This is a genomic window from Eubacterium sp. An3 (assembly GCF_002159465.1).
GTDB lineage: Bacteria > Bacillota > Clostridia > Lachnospirales > Lachnospiraceae > Anaerobutyricum > Anaerobutyricum stercoris.
This window is the reverse complement of the sequence record NZ_NFIR01000012.1, coordinates 48,831-67,427: the sequence shown is the minus strand read 5'-3', so window position 1 is coordinate 67,427 and position 18,597 is coordinate 48,831. Positions and strand designations below refer to the sequence as shown.

The following is an 18,597-nucleotide window of genomic DNA, read 5'->3' as shown; positions in this document are numbered from 1 at the left end:
AATTGAATTTCAATAGTATGGAAGGCGGCGTTATGACAAATGAATGTAAAAAAGAGATCATGAAAAAAATCGATATGAGGCGTATTACGGAAGAGACAGAAATACGTTGCTCTTTGAGTGAAGTCAATCAAAGACAATATGTGTATATTGACTATGTACAGGATAATAAAACAAAATGCAAAGAAAGCGACTTGTTGTTTTCTGCGGAGTCGTTTGATTGTACAGATTCAGATTCCATCCGTTGGCTGGATATTGTTGCTATCGGGGAATATCTGGCAAAACACTTACATTTTCCTCTGATCACAGAGCATGTATATACATGTTCGAGGTTCAGCACGATTCGAATTTTTTCATAAAAATGGAACAACAGAGTAACCTATTTCGTCTAACTAATATTCAAAAAAGGGGCTGTCGCAGTTCATAGCTCCGGCAGCCTTTCCTTTGCCAGTGCGAGCAATCCTGTATTCCTATACTTTGCTTTACAAACAAAATTTGGAAACCTATATTCATTGATTGAAAGAGTTTTTTTGTATTCTACTCTAGGCAATCGCTTATTTTTTTCTGCTGTAGTTACATTTAGTTCAATTGTTTCTTCTACCCGGTCATCTATGACCTTGCGATCATGAAGTAAAAAAACTAAATTAAGGTTTAAAAAATGATCCCTTTTATCTAGTCTGTCATATCCCTCTATATAGCTATGCTGCAACAGGACATCTTCCCTGGTAGAAAAATATTTCCACAAATCACAGCCTTTTTTTACCAATAGCCCATAACAGGGAATTTCTCCCATAAAGTACAGCAACATCCAAGGAAGGTTATATTGCGTCGCCCAATAATACATATATCCTTGTCCGGCAAGATATCCATCTAGTATCCTGGCCGCCAATTTTTTAGAAATATAAATCCCTGTATCCTGGTTTATCACATATGCCACCAGATCGAAATAATCCCTTGCGCCTTCATATATGGATTTCTCATATTCAGTTATTTCTTCTTTCAATGATTCTTTTGTCACATGATAAGAGTGACTGGCATATGGACAAAACCGATAGGTTTGTTCATTATGTTTTGCAACCTTTGTGTCCCTGTTATAATGCCTGCCATATGGACGATCTGTGTTTTCCAGTTTCTTATACAATCCGATCAATTGAATCGGATTATCACAGGCAGGACATATAGCGAAACTCCGGCGTACCCCATCTACACCAATATAGGTAAAATCTTTTCGCCCCCGGACTTCTCGTTCATAATTTTCTTTTGTAATCTCATAGGATTCCGTATAGCCAGTATGTAATTTAAACCTCCTCATTGTTTTTTTCTATTTCCCGGTGTACAGAAAGTTGTGGATACATACCATATAGCATATACCACCATTCCTCTGGCAGCTCCGGTACTTCTCCTTTCTCCTCTGCAAATTTCAGGCATTCCAAGACATCTGATAAACCTATTGTAAACTCATGACTTCGGTCCTTCAATAGAAAATAAATAGAATCTTTTTCTTCCGGGTCATGGATTTCAAATACATCGCCTGTTAATCCTGCTTTTTCCATTTCAATACCTCCTGTTTTTTTCTTTTAATATGAAAAACCCCATTGCTCTGTCTCTTGCAAAAAATAACAAAATGGCAAGCTCATATTAGTTATGTAAAAAATTTCAAACTAAGGAGGTAACACAATGAACATGAAAGAATTAGTGGAACGTTTAAACAAAGCAGCTAAGTCGTATTACTCAGAAGGATACAGCATCATGTCAGACAAAGAATATGATGCCCTTTACGCTGAACTGGAAGAATTGGAAAAGGAACGGGGAATTGTACTTACCAACAGTCCAACCCGGCGGGTGGGCTATGAAGTCGTATCCGACCTGCCAAAAAGACAGCATTGGTATCCGGCCTTATCTCTGGATAAAACAAAAGCCCGCGATAAAATCCTGCACTGGATGGGAATCAAAAGAGCTGTTTTATCATATAAGATGGACGGGCTTACACTCGTCGCCACGTATGCTGATCACAAGCTCTCCAGCTTAGTGACACGGGGAAACGGTCATGTCGGGGACGATGTGACCCACAATGCGCCGTACATCGCAGGGGTCCCGGCAACGATCCCTTATGGAGGAAATGTTACTATCCGGGGTGAGGCAGTAATTTATCATAAGGATTTCGCAAAGATTAATCAGGCGGTGATTGATGCTGGGGAAGAACCGTATGCCAATTCAAGAAACTTGGCTGCTTCCAGTGTGCGATTACTGGATACAAAAAAAACAGCAGGCCGTTGCCTGCGCTTCAAAGCATTTTCCTTGGTCAATCCATATGTACAAGACAATCCTGATTTTCCAAATACAGAACAGGAGTGTTTTAAATGGATGGAAGATCAGGGATTCGATGTCGTTGCCCACGCGCTGATCAGCAAAGAAAGCTTTCGTGTGATGCTGGACAGCTTCTCTGATGCGGTGGAGTCGTTACCGTACCCGGTAGATGGGCTGGTCTTAACTTATAATGACATCGACCGTTCGCTGGGCAGTACCGGGAAATATCCTCGTTATTCCATGGCCTTTAAATGGGCCGACAATACCGCAGAAACAATCTTGCGGGCTATTAAATGGTCTGCATCGAAAAGTGGGCTGCTCAACCCGGTAGCAATCTTTGATCCAGTAGAGCTGGAAGGGACGACAGTGAGACGTGCGAGCCTACATAATATCTCTTATATCCGGGATCTTCGTTTAAATATCGGGGATACCATCACGATATATAAGGCGAATATGATCATTCCGCAGGTAGATGAAAACCTGACAGGGGTTACATGCAGTATCCATATCCCGGAAAAATGTCCGGTCTGCGGTGGAGCCACTGAACGCAGGATCGGCAAAAATAAGGATTCCGAATTCTTATATTGCGTAAATCCAGACTGCCCGGCCAAACATATCGGACGGTTTGAACGGCTGGTACACCGGGACGGATTGAATGTTTCTGGTGTTTCCAAAGCGACTTTGCAGTCCTTTGTGTCAGCTGGTTTTATCTCTGAGCCGGCAGACCTTTTCCATTTAGAGCGATACCGTGAACAGATCATGCAGATGGATGGCTTTGGTGAAAGATCTTATGACAATATCATGGAAGCCATTGAAGCAGCAAGAAACACCACGTTCCGGAACCTTTTTTACGCACTGGGAATCCCAAATGCTGGGCATGATGTGGCGAAACTTCTTGATGGGTATTTTAATGCTAATTTACAGCCAGGACAAAAGAAATCAATGGAATTATTAAAATTAATTGATTCCTTCCCGGAGATAAGCGGAATTGGAGATGTAACCTGGAACTTGATTCGCCAGTGGTTTTCCGAGCATGAAGCAGAATACATGGCTCTACTTGGGGAGCTTACTGTCACAGATGACAGTGTAGTAAATACCGGTACAAATGAAACTGAAAAAAGTTGTACGGGACTTACTTTCGTCATCACGGGAAATGTATCCCACTTTAAAAACCGTGCAGAGATGAAGGCATTTATCGAGGAAAAAGGCGGGAATGTTTCTGGCAGCGTGTCTAGCAAAACAAGTTATCTGATCAACAATGACGTAGATTCCATGTCAGGAAAGAATAAAAAAGCAAAAGAACTGGGAATTGAAATCATTTCTGAATCCCGGTTTTTAGAATTATTCGCTCAATAAGGAGGGTTGTTTTATGTATTATAGTTTGATGGTATTAGATTTTGATGGCACCTATAACAATCCATCAGAATCCGGTGGATACGGCGTAGAACCGGCAGTGTACCTGATTCCGGAAAACCGGAAAGAAGAGATAGGACAAATTGCGGAACAGGCGGCGGAAGAATTTCATACCAGTGATAACGGTGCGGATTGTATCGGTGATATTTTTGAACGGTTGATGACTACAAAAGGGATATTTTTCCAGTGTATAGGACTTTTGAAAATTCCTTTTGATCAACGGCAGGAAGTGTATTTATCCGATTCTGTGCTGCAGGTTGTCATATAAAGAGAATACAAGATAAATAAGAAAGGCAAAGAGTATTTCAAATAGGAGGGAATATATGTTTGATAGAAAAGGTGCAGAAAAAATCGCGCTTGACTTTCTTAACAGCGTAAATCCATATCAGTGGGATGGCGCAGGAGAAAAACCGGACCATGTTTCAACGTTGATCCATACCTATGATTTTCAATCAAAATTTGGGAATGAATTAGATATCAGCTTAGAAAAAGACGAAGGTAAATGGACACATTACTGCGAATTGCGAGATAAAGAGACGGGCGATCTACTGGCTGCTCTGCATGGATATAGCGTTGACTCTTATTTAAACCTTGCGGATACTATTATGGATATCTGTCGAGAAGCATAAGGGAAAGATGTTATCAAATAGAAATGATTTTTATAAGGAGGACGAATGAAAGATTATACGAAATTTATGAATTATGCTGTGGTCAATATGATTGATTGCAGCATGCAGGATGATAGACGGAGCAAAATACAGGTTGCCGGACTTTTCCCGAATCCTATAACAGCAGAAGATTATTTTATCCCATACCTCCCCAACAAAGAGGTAAAACGGTATCTGCTCCGGGTCGAGGACTTAGAAAGATTTGAGGAGTTTTATAATTTCATTCAGGATCTGAATGAGAAATACGGAGAAAAGGCCATTTTTCATTTGAAAGATGGTGGGTTTACTACCGATGAAGAAAACCGGTTCCGCCAGATTTTGGATATATGAACAAGCACAGAGTTGTGATTTCACGGTAGCTGGAAAAGCAGGGGTTTCCCTGCTTTTTCTTTTATAAAGAAAACATATGTTTGCGTCATTCTATGGAATATGCTACAATGGAAGCAGATAAGAAAGGGGGATTTCCATGCGCTGCACATTGGAATCGGACATCAATTCTTGTCCACATTTTCAAAAAGAAAACAGCTTATGCAAATACAAAGAAAAATGTTCGTACCAATTTGTTCCCATCGAAAAAGAGCCATATGTACGGAAAGAGCGATGGTATGAAAAATATTACAAAAAATGACTCAAACCCTTCAGTGATGGAGGGTTTTATTTTTTCGCTGTTTTCGTTTCCATATTAAAAAAGTAATAAATGATCAAACGAAAAGGGAGGAAATGAAGTTGATGAAAGAAAATGTGGAAATGGAAATGAAAAAGAGAGTTGTCCGTGCAATGGGGCTGCATCCAAATACGCCGGTGGATATCCTCTTCCGAGGAGCGGAGAGTGATCTGGATGTTATTCATAATATCCAGAAACTCTTAAACCGTGCAGATTATTTAACAAAAACCTATGGGATGCCGGGATATTCCAAGGAAGTTAAAAATGATTTCCAAAAGATTAAAAAATTTATTTCTTCTATTGATGTAGAAAAACAAGCTTCCGTAATCTCCAACGAATTTCATGTTGCGGAAGAGGATGCAGAGCATGCCGTAACATCTGCACTGATTTACGGGGCTTATATCCTATTGCCTGGGATTATGGTGCAATGTAATCTGGCACGGACACAATTAACGATTAAACAAGTGTCAATGACCCATGACTAAAGTCACGGGTATTTCAAAAATAGGAAGAGGTGACTCAAAAATGGCTATTAAAGGATGGTGCGGAGGAAACTGCGGCCTGGAAGGTCGGTGCCAAAGCTGTAAAATTGACTCAAGGATTCCTTGTTCCCCCGGTTGTGAAAATTTAACACCAGAAGGGATGATAAAGGTATCAGATTGTTTCCGATCTGGATGTGACGAACCAAAATATATTTTTGGTATGCCGGACGCAACGAATGAAGAAATAATCGAGAAATACGGTGCGGTGGCACCATATCCGTATTAATCAGGCATCAGGGTACCCATTTTGGGTATCCTGATTTTTTTCACTTATCCGCGAACATATTAAATCAGTAAACAAAGTAAATCAAACTAAGGAGGTTGTTTTTTATGAAGCAAACAAAAGAAATTATCATAAAAAATGAAATGGGTACCGTGGTATCCAAATCTGCGTTGCCATGTATACCAGGGGATAAGGTTTACCTTCTTTGGAAGAACGCGGATATTATCCCTGCAATCGCGGACGAAGTTCGTTTATGCAAGGGCGGACAGGTACGCATTGTATTATCACTGATGTTTTCTCAATTGCAAAATAATAGTTCTGCAACCGTATATAAAAGCGCTGATGACTTTGGAAAATCTGTATTCACAAATAAATCAGATGCTATTCAACAAAGTTCTGTTGTACGTAAACTCCATTCCAAATTTAACGAACTGGAAAAGGACGGTTTTTCCGATTTTTTCTGGGGCAATCGTTCACATAAACAGTTTACTGGAAAAAGGTTTCGTGTTGTCGGACGTGGGCGTGCGCCTAAAACCATAAACTCCAATATCATTCCAAAATGGCGAATCCGCTTTATGGATGGTACAGAAATCATCGCTTCGCAAGAAGAGATCATCCCTTCCTGTATGAAGGAAAGCGACTGTCCAGAAAGGTATTATACTGACTTTTTCCACTACGAGGCTGATAAACAGATTATCAATGCTTTTAAAGAGGATTTCCTTACCGGCGTTGATTCCTTAGAAAATCTGTTAAACAGCTACACTGATTACGCCAAACTATCTCCTTCCGACAAAGCGAATCTGATCCGCTGGTCTGGAGATTGTTCTTACATCATCGACCCAAAAGGATCCTTATATAAGAAAAAGGGTGAAGCTCAGCCCTGTCAGACGAAACATAATCATGATCGGGAAGACGGTGACAAAAAAGCTTTACAGCATTTATTCTATGCACTGTTAGGCTTTTTACCTAAAACTCCTAACCAACTCTTATGGACGGACGGAAAAGAGTTCCTTTGCTCTGATCATGAAAAAACCCGGGCGTTGATGTACACGATCAAAACGATGCTTCCTTCAAATATGGAAGATATGGTCACGATGGGCTTTTATAATCCATACAGAGAAAAAGATGAACGCACCGGATATTATTATATCCGGCTCAAATAAGAAAACACCGCACTTAGCCAAAGGTTAAACGTGGGAAAATTTTATCGATAAAGGAGGCGCGCAATGAAACAAACCGTATGTATAGCAATGGCTTTTGGGAAAAAGGCCGCGAAAGAAATTTTGGATTCCATAAATCACTACTGCCAGTCTAGCAGACCGACCGTGAAACAGAAAGGAACAGATGTTTTTTTATCATGGAATGAGGAAATCTCCGATGAACCTTTTGTAGATTCCATAATGGAAATGACAAAGCAATATGAACAGCCAGAGAAAGAACATGACCCAGATTATGCCTTTAAGATAATGGCTGTTTACTGGGAAGAAGATGATGTTAATTTCGCTCAAGCATTTAATGATGCCGGTTTTGAAAAGTTTCCTGATTTTTATATCACCACACAGATTCATATACCGGAAGAATCTGTTGAATTTGCGGTAGTACGGACATTTTCCTATCCGGACGGAAGGAAAGAAAAGTCCTTCTTAGAAAGCCCAACAGGAAACTCGATCATGGATCATGAAATGGCAATACTTGTATTGCAAGCAGAATTTGATCTTTTAATTTCCTGTATAAAAGGAAAAGAGAGGGAAAATTTACAGTACAAGAATACGAGTACATACGCTTCCATTCACGCGAATGAGTGCATCATGACCTTAGAAGTTAAAGCAATCTAAAAAAAGCTCCGGTTTCATCCGGAGCTTTCATTATGTCGTCAAAAAATCAAAAATGGAAAGCTGTGCAAATGGCGCAGCCATAATCGTTTTATCATCTTTATCAGAAGAAGGATTCATTTCTTTGTCTTGGAGAGTCTGTTCCGGTATCATAACCCCATCTGGGGCAAAAATGATGTTTTCCGGATAATAGTCCAAAGACTTTTTAATGTCTCTTTCTTCCAACTCTGGTATGGTTATCGATTCCGGGTCATACTGTAATGCATAGTCTATATGCTCCTGTTTCCAGAATTCTTTTCTGAATAACTTTAAATAATAGACATACATTCTTTTTTGGCATGTTCCCATCACATAATCATATACGGCCTGCGACTGATACCGTTTCAGATCCATGGGTGCAACCATTTTTCTTTGTTTCAAAATAGGGAGGACAGTATCATCGCTCAAATATTTTTCTGGAATATCATCCAGATAGTGTGCCGTCTCCTTCACTAATTCCTCTGTACAGAATTCTTCTGGCAAGTCTGCCGGACTGGAAAACAATCTTTTTTCTACAACTTTCTTCCAGAAATTGCTTGTTTTAATTCTGTCTGGGATGTATTTCTGTGCTGCATATGCATTAGATTCTAATGCGGCAAGGCACATTTCCGTATCCATGTATTTTTCTGGAACTTTATCTAAATCACTGCCTTGGTAACGAACGGCAGTCAAATAAAAGTTCCTATCTTTATACACAGTTGGGATGAGATTCATTTCCCCATGTCTTGCCATTTCATAAATGACTCCTTCGGTTAACAAATGCTTTGGTAGTTTCTTGATATCGTGAAATAAGATACTGCTTTTTACATCTATTTTTGATAGAGCTTTTTCAAACACAGGAGCTGAAATAGTATCCAACTTGATGTAACTGATAAAATCATATTGTCTATGTTCTATCAGTTCCTCATAAAAAGTGTCGTTTTGAAATCTTTTTGGCAGGTATTTCACCGCAGCGAAATGCATGATACACGCAATTAAACAAACCTTCCACGTTTTTAATTGATCAGGAATCACTTCCAAAAGATGGCAATACCCTACATAAGATCGGTTATTCTGTAGAGCATGAAGCACAAAATCTTCGGTCAATATATAGTGATACTCATCCGGAAGTAGTCTGAAATAGTATCCGTTAACAGAACAAAGTGTTCGCCAATATTTTTCTGTTTTCAGATTCTCTGGAATTTTAAGTCCATAATCAACAGACATATTTATGGCTTCTAACTTGTCCATTAAACGATGCACCAAATCAGCATCCCATCTTTTTTCTGGAATCTGTTCCAGAAGAGAACTGTGTTCTTTACAACATTTTTCTAATTGTTCATTTGTTGCCCGGAAATATTCCTCTTCTGTGATCTGCCAAGGGTCTTTTGCTGCCAAATAATCTCCGAACCAATCATCAGGGACTGTCATTAAAAATGGAAGTGTTTTTTCCGTGCAGTACCTTTCTGCGTTTTCGGGATCCATTAAACGGATTAAAATTGGGTTATCTGCCAAAATCTCTTCCACTGTTTGATACGACAGGAAACTTTCAGGATCATCTGAAAGGATATCCTTGATTTTTGACGGACAAAGACTATGGTTCCCATTAGATATTTTTTCGATAGGATACTTCTCGAAGTAATCCTCTAATCCATCATTCCCGTATAGCAGATACCATAAAGAGAATTTATTTCGGTCTTTATACCCATTCAGTATCAATGCTTTTTCCATTGTCATGTTTTTATCCTCCTTGTTTTGATTTTTTTCATAAAAAATATGGTAAGGAAACAGAAAAATAATTTTTGTTTTTTATATATTAGAAAAGAAAAAACAGTAATAAAAAGGAGGATAATTATATGAGCGCTGAACTTTTTTTTATAATTTGTTACTTTAGTCTCATAATACTTTGTGTTTTTGGCATTATCTGGGCTATAAAGGTTACTCGGGATTCGGAACCTTTTTGGGGTTCAGACCGTCAATGGATATCTGTTTTAAGCAAAATCACTGGAAAAGATGTAAGTAAAGATTATAAGAGGTTATCCAAACAAATTAAAGAAGAGGCTATCTCTAAACGGTTTAAAGAGCGATGCGAACAAGAATATTCTATCCCAACAGAAAATATCAAGAATGAGGAATTCGTACATACGATAAAAGAAATCAATTCTTTGCTGGCTGCTATTTATACTGCATATCCGAATATAACATCTTCAGATGAAACGATTCTTGATTGTTATGTCCCGGAAATCATTGATTTGGTGAAAAAATATGTTGCGTTAACTAATCAGCCTGTGCAAACAAATGTATCAAATAAAATATGTTCAGAGATCACATTCATTATCAATGATTTTAAAAATGCTATTGAAAAACACTTACATGATCAACAGGATGAATCCATTCTCCCTGTTCTGTCAGAAATCAAGGCTATCAGAACCAAAATGACGATGGATGGGTTTATGTGATAAGACAACTTTGAGCGCTTATTTTTGAGCGCTCTTTTTTTTGATAAATTAATTTTTCTCCAGACATATTGAGTTCATAAAAAAAATCATAAATCAAGGAGGCAAATATTATGAAAGCAAATGATTTACATGAAAAGGCTTATCTCAGATACCAAATGCATTGGATGTTGACCCATGGCATTACCATGGATGACATTTCAGAAACAGTCGCAGATTGGGATAAGGCCCATGATTACAACAAATCTTTTTCAAAATATGTGGAAGAGCATGGCTTTTGGAATGGTTCCCTGTGGGCCTGTTTTGACGAATTTATGGATGCGGAATACAAGGATAAAGATTATATGAAATTCCTGTTATCCGCAGAAGATTTCCAGCTGTGGCTAGAAGAACATGGATATGGTGGAAAAGTGTATGCGAAGCAAGTATCACTGGATCTTCAGGAGTCTCCACTATATTATGATGAACTCTGCTTTCCAGACAATATTGTCGTGTCCGGAAACTCACATTACAAGGAACACCTGACGGATTCTTTCTCTCGTGTAAAAGATGCCTTAGATGATGGTGAATTATGGGAATACACGGATATTACCTGCAATTTACCAAAAAAGGGAGGAGAATCATACTCCGTTGAGGAATTAAACTCCATTAAAAGTTTAATCCGGTCTTTCGATTATGCAAGAGCAGATAATGATAAGATCATCTGCAGTCTTCTCGCTATCGTGGAAGGGGAGCCATGGGATTACATGACGATTCGTGGATCTGGTCAATCTGATTGGAATACGATCTATTACCCGGTAAACCAGTGGACGGATAAGTCATTAGAAAACTTCTCTATGGAATATTTCAACGAGGGGACTGAATGGATCATCCATGATGAAGATTATATTCCTTCCAGTCCAGATGAAATCTCTGGATATAGAACATATTGCCATTTTTATAGTCTTGAGGGTATAAGAAAAGAAATCGCTGAAATTGAAGGCATAGAGCCTGCAGATATCGTCTTATACCCAGTAACAGAGTAGGAGGAAATGGAATGAACATACACGAAGAAATTTCGCTCATTAAAGAGCAGTTTGGAGATATATTGGGATGTATTACAGATGATTTTGATTTCAAACTTGACTATTCGGAAAATCATTCTAGGGTTTGTGAATTCAGTGCAATCATTAACGGTATTCCATACAGATATACTTTAAATTGGAATCTTCAAACTCAGACAGAGGATACATTTTTACAAACCATAAGAGCACAGCTCTTCGATGTACTTGATGGAGTTGTTCATTTGTAAAAAAGATAAAAACTCGTGTGGTATATAAGAAAACCACACGAGTTTTTTATTTTACCCTAAATCCATCGTGCGTGAGCAGCGAATGATTTTTTGTTTTTTTTATATTAATTCCGAAATTATTTCTTTGTTGTATAAGGAGGAACATTATGGAAGGTAAAAAAACAACGATTCATTTAAAACCAGCTGAAAAATATTGTTTAACCGTTGCCGAAGCATCTGCATATTTTGGAATTGGACAAAAAAAGATACGTCAGATTGCTGAAGAGCATAAAGGAGAAGGGCTATTTACTTATAATGGGGTAAAATTGATGATTCATCGGACAGCCTTTGAAAAATTTTTGAATATCACTAGTGATATTTGATTTTTATTGCTGTAGAACCGCAGAAATTTATTCTATAAAGGAAGAGCTCATCAATGCTATAATAAAAGCAGTTAGATTAGCTCTTGCTATTATATAAGGAGTAAGAGTATGGCGAAAAACGATAAAAAACGAAGAGATAAGAAAGGACGTATTTTAGACACCAATGAAATACAAAAAAAAGATGGGTCTTATGAATATCGCTACATCGATATGAGCGGAGAGAAGAGGTCTATTTACAGTTGGAGATTAGTTGCAAGTGACAAAACTCCTCCTGGAAAAAAAGATAAGCCCGCTTTGCGGGATATGGAAAAGGAAATTAAAAAAGCGTTATTTAAAGGAGTCGATCCATATGGCGGAAATTTAACAGTGGTAGAGTTATGTGAGCGCTACCTCAGTACATTGGTAGGACTCCGTGAAACTACAAAATCATGCCATCGAACCGCATTAAATTTATTAAAAAAGGAGTCCTTCGGATACAAAAAAATTCGTGATGTACATGTATCTGACGCAAAACTGTTTTTAATTAAACTACAAAAAGTAAATGGCAAAAAATATCATTCCATCCATATTCTCCGGGGCGTTCTACGTCCGGCATTCCAAATGGCTTATGAGGACGATTTGATCATAAAAAACCCCTTTGACTGGCCCTTAGCCAATGTTTTAATTGATGACAGCCATACTAGGGATGCTATCTCCAGAGAAATGGAGAGAAAATTCCTAAAATTTGTGAAAGAAGACGAGCATTTTTCACAATATTATGATGGGATGTTTTTTTTGTTTAAAACCGGAGTACGTATCTCTGAACTCTGTGCCCTGACAATATCAGATATCAATTTCAAAAAACGCGAAATCAAGATTACTAAACAATTACAATATAAACGGGGTGGCATTTTATATATTCAAGCTCCAAAAACAAAAAGCGGGATACGGACATTACCTATGAGCCAAGAAGTCTACCAATGCTTAAAACATGCTGTTTCTTCCAGGATAAAACCTGCAATAGAACCTGTGGTTGATGGATATACGGGATTTATCTGGCTTAACTACAGGGCAAAGAAAGGGCTTCGCCCTACACTCGGGTATGAATGGAACAAATGGTTTAATAATGCTGTAGAAAAACACAATAATATTTATAAACTGCAGCTGCCTCATATAACACCGCATATTTGCCGACATACCTATTGCAGCAATATGGCCAAGAGTGGAATGTACCCAAAAGTTCTACAATACTTAATGGGACATGCGGATATCGGTGTAACCATGAATACATATACACATTTAGGTATAGAAGTTGCCCGGGAGGAGCTTATGCGTTTAGGTTCGGTTTAGATTTCCATGATATATTAACATAAAATGAAGTGGTAAACCCTTCAATTTGCCACTGATTTTACCACTATTTTACCACTTTCGGTGGAAAAAATATACCAATTTATGCGAAGTTATGCTACACTTGTATCTTGCGAAACACTGCACAAATACGGGCTATAATAAAAGAAAGTGAGAATTTATAAGGTATGATCAAAGTATTAGCAATTTGTCACGGCAATATCTGCAGATCACCAATGTGCGAATTCATTTTAAAAGATATGATCAGGCAGAAGAGCCTGGAAGATGAGTTTTATATTGAATCCTGTGCCACCAGCACGGAGGAAATCGGCCGCTCCCTGCACCCGGGCGCCAAACGAAAGCTGGATGAAATGGGGATTCCCAATGAGCGGCGCTGGGCAAGACAGTTGACAAGAGAGGATTACGATGCGTTTGATTATCTGATCTGCATGGATGAGTGGAATGTGCGCAATATCATGAGGATTATCAGACGGGATCCGGAGAATAAGGTTCATATGCTTCTGGAATACGCCGGAGAGCGGCGGGAGATCGCAGATCCGTGGTATACCGGTAATTTTGACGAGACGTATGAGGATCTGATCCGGGGATGCACTGGTTTTCTGCAGTATCTGGGTTTTTAGGGTGTCAGCGGGAAGAAATGTATTTTTTCCGGAGAGCTCGAATATATATGGAATGTTTGTTTTCCTGAAAGGGATTGTGATCCGATAACAGAAAATGTAAAGACAGAAAGAGGGGAATTAAGCAGAATGCTTCAAGTCAGACAGCTCTGTAAAGAGTACAGGACAGGAGATCTGGTCCAGAAGGCACTGGATCATGTGGATTTAAATCTCCGGGATAATGAGTTTGTGGCAATCCTGGGTCCCAGCGGCTCCGGTAAGACGACACTTCTTAATATCATTGGCGGTCTTGACCGGTACGACAGCGGTGATCTGATTATTAATGGGATTTCCACAAAAAAATATAAGGACAGAGACTGGGATTCCTATCGGAATCATACCATTGGTTTTGTGTTTCAAAGTTATAATCTGATACCACATCAGACAATTCTTTCCAATGTGGAACTGGCATTGACTATCTCCGGTGTGGGAAAAAGCGAGAGAAGAGAGAGGGCCATTCAGGCTCTCACAAAAGTAGGACTTGGAGAGCAGGTACATAAGAAGCCTAATCAACTTTCCGGCGGGCAGATGCAGCGTGTGGCAATCGCGAGGGCGCTGGTCAATGATCCTGATATTTTGCTGGCCGACGAACCGACAGGCGCGCTGGACAGCAATACCAGTGTGCAGGTGATGGATCTGCTTCAGGAGGTGGCCAAAGACCGTCTGGTGGTCATGGTCACTCATAATCCGGAGCTGGCGGAACAGTACGCCACCCGTATTGTGAATCTGAGGGATGGAAAAATCCGTTCTGACAGTAATCCATTTATAATAGAAGAAACAAAACAGGAAGAGCTGAAGCATAAAAACATGGGGAAGTCGTCCATGTCTTTGTTGACGGCATTGTCCCTGAGTTTTAATAATCTTCGGACCAAAAAGGCCCGGACATTGCTGACCTCTTTTGCCGGTTCCATCGGAATTATAGGCATCTCCCTGATACTTGCTCTTTCTACCGGTGTCAATGATTATATTAAAAGCGTGGAGACGGATACGTTATCGCAGTATCCGCTGACGATTCAGAGCACGGGTTTTGATCTTTCCTCGATGATGATGACTGGAGCAGATTCCGGGCAGAAAGATGAGGAACAGGGAGAGGTCAATGTCATTGAGATGGTGTCAGATATGTTTTCAACCATGGATTCCAACGACTTAAAATCTTTGAAAACTTATCTGGACAGCGGAGAAAGCGGCATAGAGGATTATACCAGTGCGGTGGAATATTCTTATAATGTGGCGCCGCAGATTTTCCGTCAGGAGGAGAAAGACGGAAAGACAAAGATCCGTCAGGTGAATCCGGATAAGTCTTTTGAGGCGCTGGGTTTTGGATCCTCCATGGGCTCCAACAGTATGATGTCTTCCATGATGGGAACCGATGTATTTTATGAGATGCCGGAAAATACCAGCCTTTATGAGAATCAGTATGAGGTAAAGGCGGGGCGATGGCCGGAAAATTATAATGAATGTGTTGTAGTTCTGACTTCCGATGGAAGTATCAGCGATTTTATGCTTTATACACTGGGACTTCGTGATGCAGTGGAGCTTGACGATATGATTCAGCAATTTATTGATGAGGAAACCGTGGAGACGCCGGGAGATATGGGTTCCTATTCCTACAAGGATATTCTGGGGACAACGTTTAAACTGGTCAACAGTGCGGACTTTTATGAATATGATGAAGATTACGAAGTCTGGACAGATAAATCAGATAATAAAAAATATATGAAAAAGCTGGTGGCGGACGGAGAAGATATCCAGGTGGTCGGCATTGTGCAGCCGGCGGAGGATGCCAAAGGTCTGCTTCTCAATGCAGGCATCGCCTACCCGCCGTCTCTTACAAAGCATGTGGTGGAAAATGCTGCCGGCAGCGAGATTGTAAAGGAACAGCTTGCACATAAAAAGAAAAACATATTTACTGGAAAGAAATTTGGAAAAACCGGAAAAAACAAAGATTTTAATATGGATTCCATGTTCACGGTCAATGAAGATGCGTTTAAAGATATTTTCAATTTTGATATGGATTCCCTGTTTGGAGGCGCCGGAGAATTTGATATGTCCGACATGTTCGGAAGCAGCGGAGGCTCCATTGACCTGACAAAAATGCTGGATCCGAATAAGATGAATTTTAAACTACCTGAGATGAAAGACCTGGATCTGGACGGTTTGTTTGACGGTGTGGATATGAAGGTTTCTACAGATGAATTCAATGGTCTGGCGTCCAGGCTCCTGGAGGGTTATCTGGAGTACATTTCTTCCCATCCGGAAGCTGATTACGCCAATCTGGGACAATATTTCATGAATTACCTGAGTACGGACAGCGCCAGAGAGATCATTAATGAGAATTTGATGAATATACTGGCACAAAATGGTACATTTTCCGTGTCAGATGAAGATATGAAAAACTTATTTAGAGAGGTGCTGGCCGGTTATCAGAAATATGCTGCGGACAAAGGCTATACGGACCCTGATAAGTTTGACGAATATTTACTGGAGTATCTGCAGACGGATGCCGGCAGCAGGATATTGAGCGACTGGGGCAGTGAGGTCATTGATAAAAACGGAAATATCACAGTTTCACAGGAACAGCTCCGAGCACTGGCAGAAGATCTTTCAGCCGGATATGAAGCATATGCTTCACAAAATGGAATGCCGAATCCGGCGGATATCGGTAAATATTTTAAAGATTATCTGGGGACGGACAATGCACAGCAGCAGTTAAATTCCGGGCTTCTTGATATGATTGATACCGGAAAGCTGCAGAAGAATCTGACCAGGGCAGTAAAAAAAGCGACGAATGACCTGACAGACGAATATTCCGATGATATTCAGACACTGATGAACGCCGTTATGACTCAGATTATGAATCAGATTGGCGCTAATATGGGCAATGCCATGCAGCAGATGATGTCACAGCTTGGAAGTGGTATGGGAGATATGATGAATATTGACGGCGACGCTTTTGCCAATGCTTTTTCCATGAATATGGATTTTGATGAATTTTCTGAACTGATGACATCCATGAGCGCAGCGCAGAGCGCTACATATGAAAATAATCTCCGGACTCTTGGTTATGCGGATTTTGCCGAGCCGAGCGGTATAGATATTTATCCGGTGGATTTTGAAAGTAAAGAACATGTGGTGGATATTCTGGACAATTATAACAGCGAGATGGAATCGGAAGGAAAGGATGAACAGGTCATCACCTATACGGATATGGTCGGCATGCTCATGTCTTCGGTGACGGATATCGTGGATATCATCAGCTATGTGCTCATTGCCTTTGTGGCGATTTCCCTGATTGTGTCTTCTATCATGATTGGCGTCATTACCTACATCAGTGTGCTTGAACGAAAAAAAGAGATTGGTATACTGCGGGCTATCGGTGCTTCCAAAAGAAATATTTCGCAGGTATTTAATGCGGAGACATTTATTATCGGGCTGTGCGCCGGTTTAATGGGCATTGGACTTACGCTGCTCATTCTGATTCCGGGAAATGCGCTTATCCATCAATTGGCAGGCAGCAACGATATTAACGCCGTTTTGTCACCGGTTCCTGCGGTTATTCTGATTCTTTTAAGTGTTGGTCTGACTCTTCTCGGCGGATTGATCCCGTCAAAGAAGGCGGCGAAGAGCGATCCGGTACTGGCACTGCGGACCGAATAAAGAATATAGTAAAAAATAGAAAGGAAGAAGGAAAGACATATGATGAACAGTTTTTTTGGCGGCCTTGGTGCGCTTCCTTTGTCGAAACATATGAAAAGCCGCGCCATCAATGCGGAAAATCCCACCGGAGAAAAGGGAAAGGGCGGCAGGGCGGCAAGCCCGCTGGGCCCTTCCAGGAAAGGCAGCCCGTGTCTGAAGGATATTCCTTCCGGGGCGACGGTCACCTTGGCGGACATTGACGGCCCGGGTGTAATTCAACACATCTGGATTACGGTGGATAACAAAACCAGCGATGCGGACTGCTTTGTGCTGAGAGATCTGGTGCTTCGGATGTACTGGGACGGAGAAGAAGAGCCTTCGGTGGAAACGCCTCTGGGCGATTTCTTCTGCTGCGGCTTTGGAAGGGAATGCATCGTCAATTCCCTTCCTGTGGCCGTAGCTCCCAACCGGGGATTCAATTGTTATTTTCCAATGCCTTTCGGAAAGAAAGCAAGAATCACTCTGGAAAATCAGCATGCCAACGCCATTCCTGCTTTTTTCTATCAGATTGATTACGGTCTCTGCGAAGAACTTCCGGAGGATATCTGCTATTTTCATGCCCAGTGGCGGCGGCAGGAAATCACAAAAAAAGCGGAGGATTATGTGATTCTCGACGGCGTCCGTGGCAGCGGACATTATGTCGGTACCTATCTGGCGCTCACCACTCTGGAGAGATACTGGTGGGGAGAAGGCGAGGTAAAGTTCTATCTGGACGGTGATGAAGAATATCCGACCATCTGTGGTACGGGAACAGAGGATTATTTCGGCGGTTCCTGGAGTTTTGCCCGCCAGATCAACGGTAAAACGGTAGAACAGAATTATTCTATGCCGTATATGGGCTATCCTTACTATTCCAGACAGGACGATCTGATTCACAACGATTACCACAATGATGACTGTATGCCGATGCGCGGTCTGTACCGCTGGCACATCCTGGACCCGATCTGCTTCGAGGAAGAACTCAAAGTAACTCTGCAGCAGATCGGTGTTAGTCACGGCGGACTTTTTGAGCGGCAGGATGATGTGGCGACGGTGGCTTACTGGTATCAGACGGAACCCCATGAGCCATTTGCTGAGTTTCCTGTGGCCAGGAACCGCTGGCCGCGGTAATAGGCTGAATATATT

General features: G+C 40.6%; 20 protein-coding genes. 17 read left to right on the top strand and 3 right to left on the bottom strand.

Annotation, left to right across the window (positions count from 1 at the left end; translation table 11 throughout):
- Positions 1–32: 32 nt before the first annotated feature.
- Complete coding sequence (locus tag B5F87_RS11235; RefSeq protein WP_087281061.1) at positions 33–356, top strand: hypothetical protein; 324 nt, start codon at positions 33–35, stop codon at positions 354–356.
- A gap of 62 nt (positions 357–418) precedes the next feature.
- Here B5F87_RS11235 and B5F87_RS11230 read toward each other — a convergent pair whose 3' ends face one another.
- Both B5F87_RS11230 and B5F87_RS11225 read right to left on the bottom strand, forming a co-directional pair.
- Complete coding sequence (locus tag B5F87_RS11230; protein WP_087281059.1) at positions 419–1,309, bottom strand: hypothetical protein; 891 nt, start codon at positions 1,307–1,309, stop codon at positions 419–421.
- A complete protein-coding gene (locus B5F87_RS11225) occupies positions 1,296–1,550 on the bottom strand; it encodes a hypothetical protein (RefSeq protein WP_087281057.1) in 255 nt (84 codons plus the stop codon). The genes B5F87_RS11230 and B5F87_RS11225 overlap by 14 nt, the downstream gene beginning before the upstream one ends.
- Positions 1,551–1,674: 124 nt before the next feature.
- Here B5F87_RS11225 and ligA point away from each other — a divergent pair, with 124 nt between their 5' ends.
- The 8 genes from ligA to B5F87_RS11185 all read left to right on the top strand — a co-directional run bounded on the left by ligA (position 1,675) and on the right by B5F87_RS11185 (position 7,649).
- A complete protein-coding gene (ligA, locus tag B5F87_RS11220; RefSeq protein WP_343215759.1) occupies positions 1,675–3,660 on the top strand; it encodes an NAD-dependent DNA ligase LigA in 1,986 nt (661 codons plus the stop codon).
- A 13-nt stretch (positions 3,661–3,673) separates the two neighbouring features.
- A complete protein-coding gene (locus B5F87_RS11215; protein ID WP_087281055.1) occupies positions 3,674–3,985 on the top strand; it encodes a hypothetical protein in 312 nt (103 codons plus the stop codon).
- 55 nt (positions 3,986–4,040) lie between these two features.
- A complete protein-coding gene (locus B5F87_RS11210; RefSeq protein WP_087281053.1) occupies positions 4,041–4,346 on the top strand; it encodes a hypothetical protein in 306 nt (101 codons plus the stop codon).
- Positions 4,347–4,391: 45 nt separating this feature from the next.
- Positions 4,392–4,715 (top strand): hypothetical protein, encoded by a 324-nt coding sequence (locus B5F87_RS11205; protein ID WP_087281052.1) that lies wholly within the window; start codon positions 4,392–4,394, stop codon positions 4,713–4,715.
- Positions 4,716–4,822: 107 nt separating this feature from the next.
- Positions 4,823–5,071 carry a hypothetical protein gene (locus B5F87_RS11200; protein ID WP_087281050.1) on the top strand — a complete coding sequence of 83 codons (249 nt, stop codon included), beginning with the start codon at positions 4,823–4,825 and terminating at the stop codon, positions 5,069–5,071.
- Positions 5,072–5,114: 43 nt separating this feature from the next.
- Entirely contained in the window at positions 5,115–5,534 is a 420-nt protein-coding gene (locus B5F87_RS11195; RefSeq protein ID WP_087281049.1) for a hypothetical protein, read from the top strand.
- A 387-nt stretch (positions 5,535–5,921) separates the two neighbouring features.
- Positions 5,922–6,977 (top strand): hypothetical protein, encoded by a 1,056-nt coding sequence (locus B5F87_RS11190; protein WP_087281047.1) that lies wholly within the window; start codon positions 5,922–5,924, stop codon positions 6,975–6,977.
- Between the two features lie 63 nt (positions 6,978–7,040).
- On the top strand, positions 7,041–7,649 hold the full coding sequence (locus tag B5F87_RS11185) for a hypothetical protein (RefSeq protein ID WP_087281046.1): 609 nt from the start codon (positions 7,041–7,043) through the stop codon (positions 7,647–7,649).
- 30 nt (positions 7,650–7,679) lie between these two features.
- Here B5F87_RS11185 and B5F87_RS11180 read toward each other — a convergent pair whose 3' ends face one another.
- Complete coding sequence (locus B5F87_RS11180; RefSeq protein ID WP_087281044.1) at positions 7,680–9,401, bottom strand: hypothetical protein; 1,722 nt, start codon at positions 9,399–9,401, stop codon at positions 7,680–7,682.
- Positions 9,402–9,520: 119 nt separating this feature from the next.
- On the opposite strand from B5F87_RS11180, the gene B5F87_RS11175 reads away from it, so the two are divergent.
- The 8 genes from B5F87_RS11175 (at position 9,521) to B5F87_RS11140 (ending at position 18,582) form a co-directional block, all read left to right on the top strand.
- Positions 9,521–10,123, top strand: a complete 603-nt coding sequence (locus B5F87_RS11175) for a hypothetical protein (RefSeq protein ID WP_087281042.1) — start codon at positions 9,521–9,523, stop codon at positions 10,121–10,123.
- A 110-nt stretch (positions 10,124–10,233) separates the two neighbouring features.
- The gene (locus B5F87_RS11170) at positions 10,234–11,145 is read left to right on the top strand and encodes a hypothetical protein (protein ID WP_087281040.1); all 912 of its coding nucleotides are present in this window, start codon (positions 10,234–10,236) and stop codon (positions 11,143–11,145) included.
- 11 nt (positions 11,146–11,156) lie between these two features.
- Positions 11,157–11,411, top strand: a complete 255-nt coding sequence (locus tag B5F87_RS11165) for a hypothetical protein (RefSeq protein WP_087281039.1) — start codon at positions 11,157–11,159, stop codon at positions 11,409–11,411.
- A 146-nt stretch (positions 11,412–11,557) separates the two neighbouring features.
- The gene (locus B5F87_RS11160) at positions 11,558–11,773 is read left to right on the top strand and encodes an excisionase (RefSeq protein ID WP_087281037.1); all 216 of its coding nucleotides are present in this window, start codon (positions 11,558–11,560) and stop codon (positions 11,771–11,773) included.
- A gap of 108 nt (positions 11,774–11,881) precedes the next feature.
- A complete protein-coding gene (locus tag B5F87_RS11155) occupies positions 11,882–13,102 on the top strand; it encodes a tyrosine-type recombinase/integrase (RefSeq protein WP_087281035.1) in 1,221 nt (406 codons plus the stop codon).
- A 185-nt stretch (positions 13,103–13,287) separates the two neighbouring features.
- Positions 13,288–13,740: a low molecular weight protein-tyrosine-phosphatase gene (locus B5F87_RS11150; RefSeq protein WP_087281033.1), complete on the top strand. Its 453-nt coding sequence runs from the start codon at positions 13,288–13,290 to the stop codon at positions 13,738–13,740.
- A gap of 126 nt (positions 13,741–13,866) precedes the next feature.
- Positions 13,867–17,433, top strand: a complete 3,567-nt coding sequence (locus tag B5F87_RS11145; RefSeq protein WP_087281031.1) for an ABC transporter ATP-binding protein/permease — start codon at positions 13,867–13,869, stop codon at positions 17,431–17,433.
- Positions 17,434–17,472: 39 nt separating this feature from the next.
- Positions 17,473–18,582: a glycoside hydrolase family 172 protein gene (locus tag B5F87_RS11140; protein ID WP_343215758.1), complete on the top strand. Its 1,110-nt coding sequence runs from the start codon at positions 17,473–17,475 to the stop codon at positions 18,580–18,582.
- The last annotated feature ends 15 nt before the right edge of the window (positions 18,583–18,597 follow it).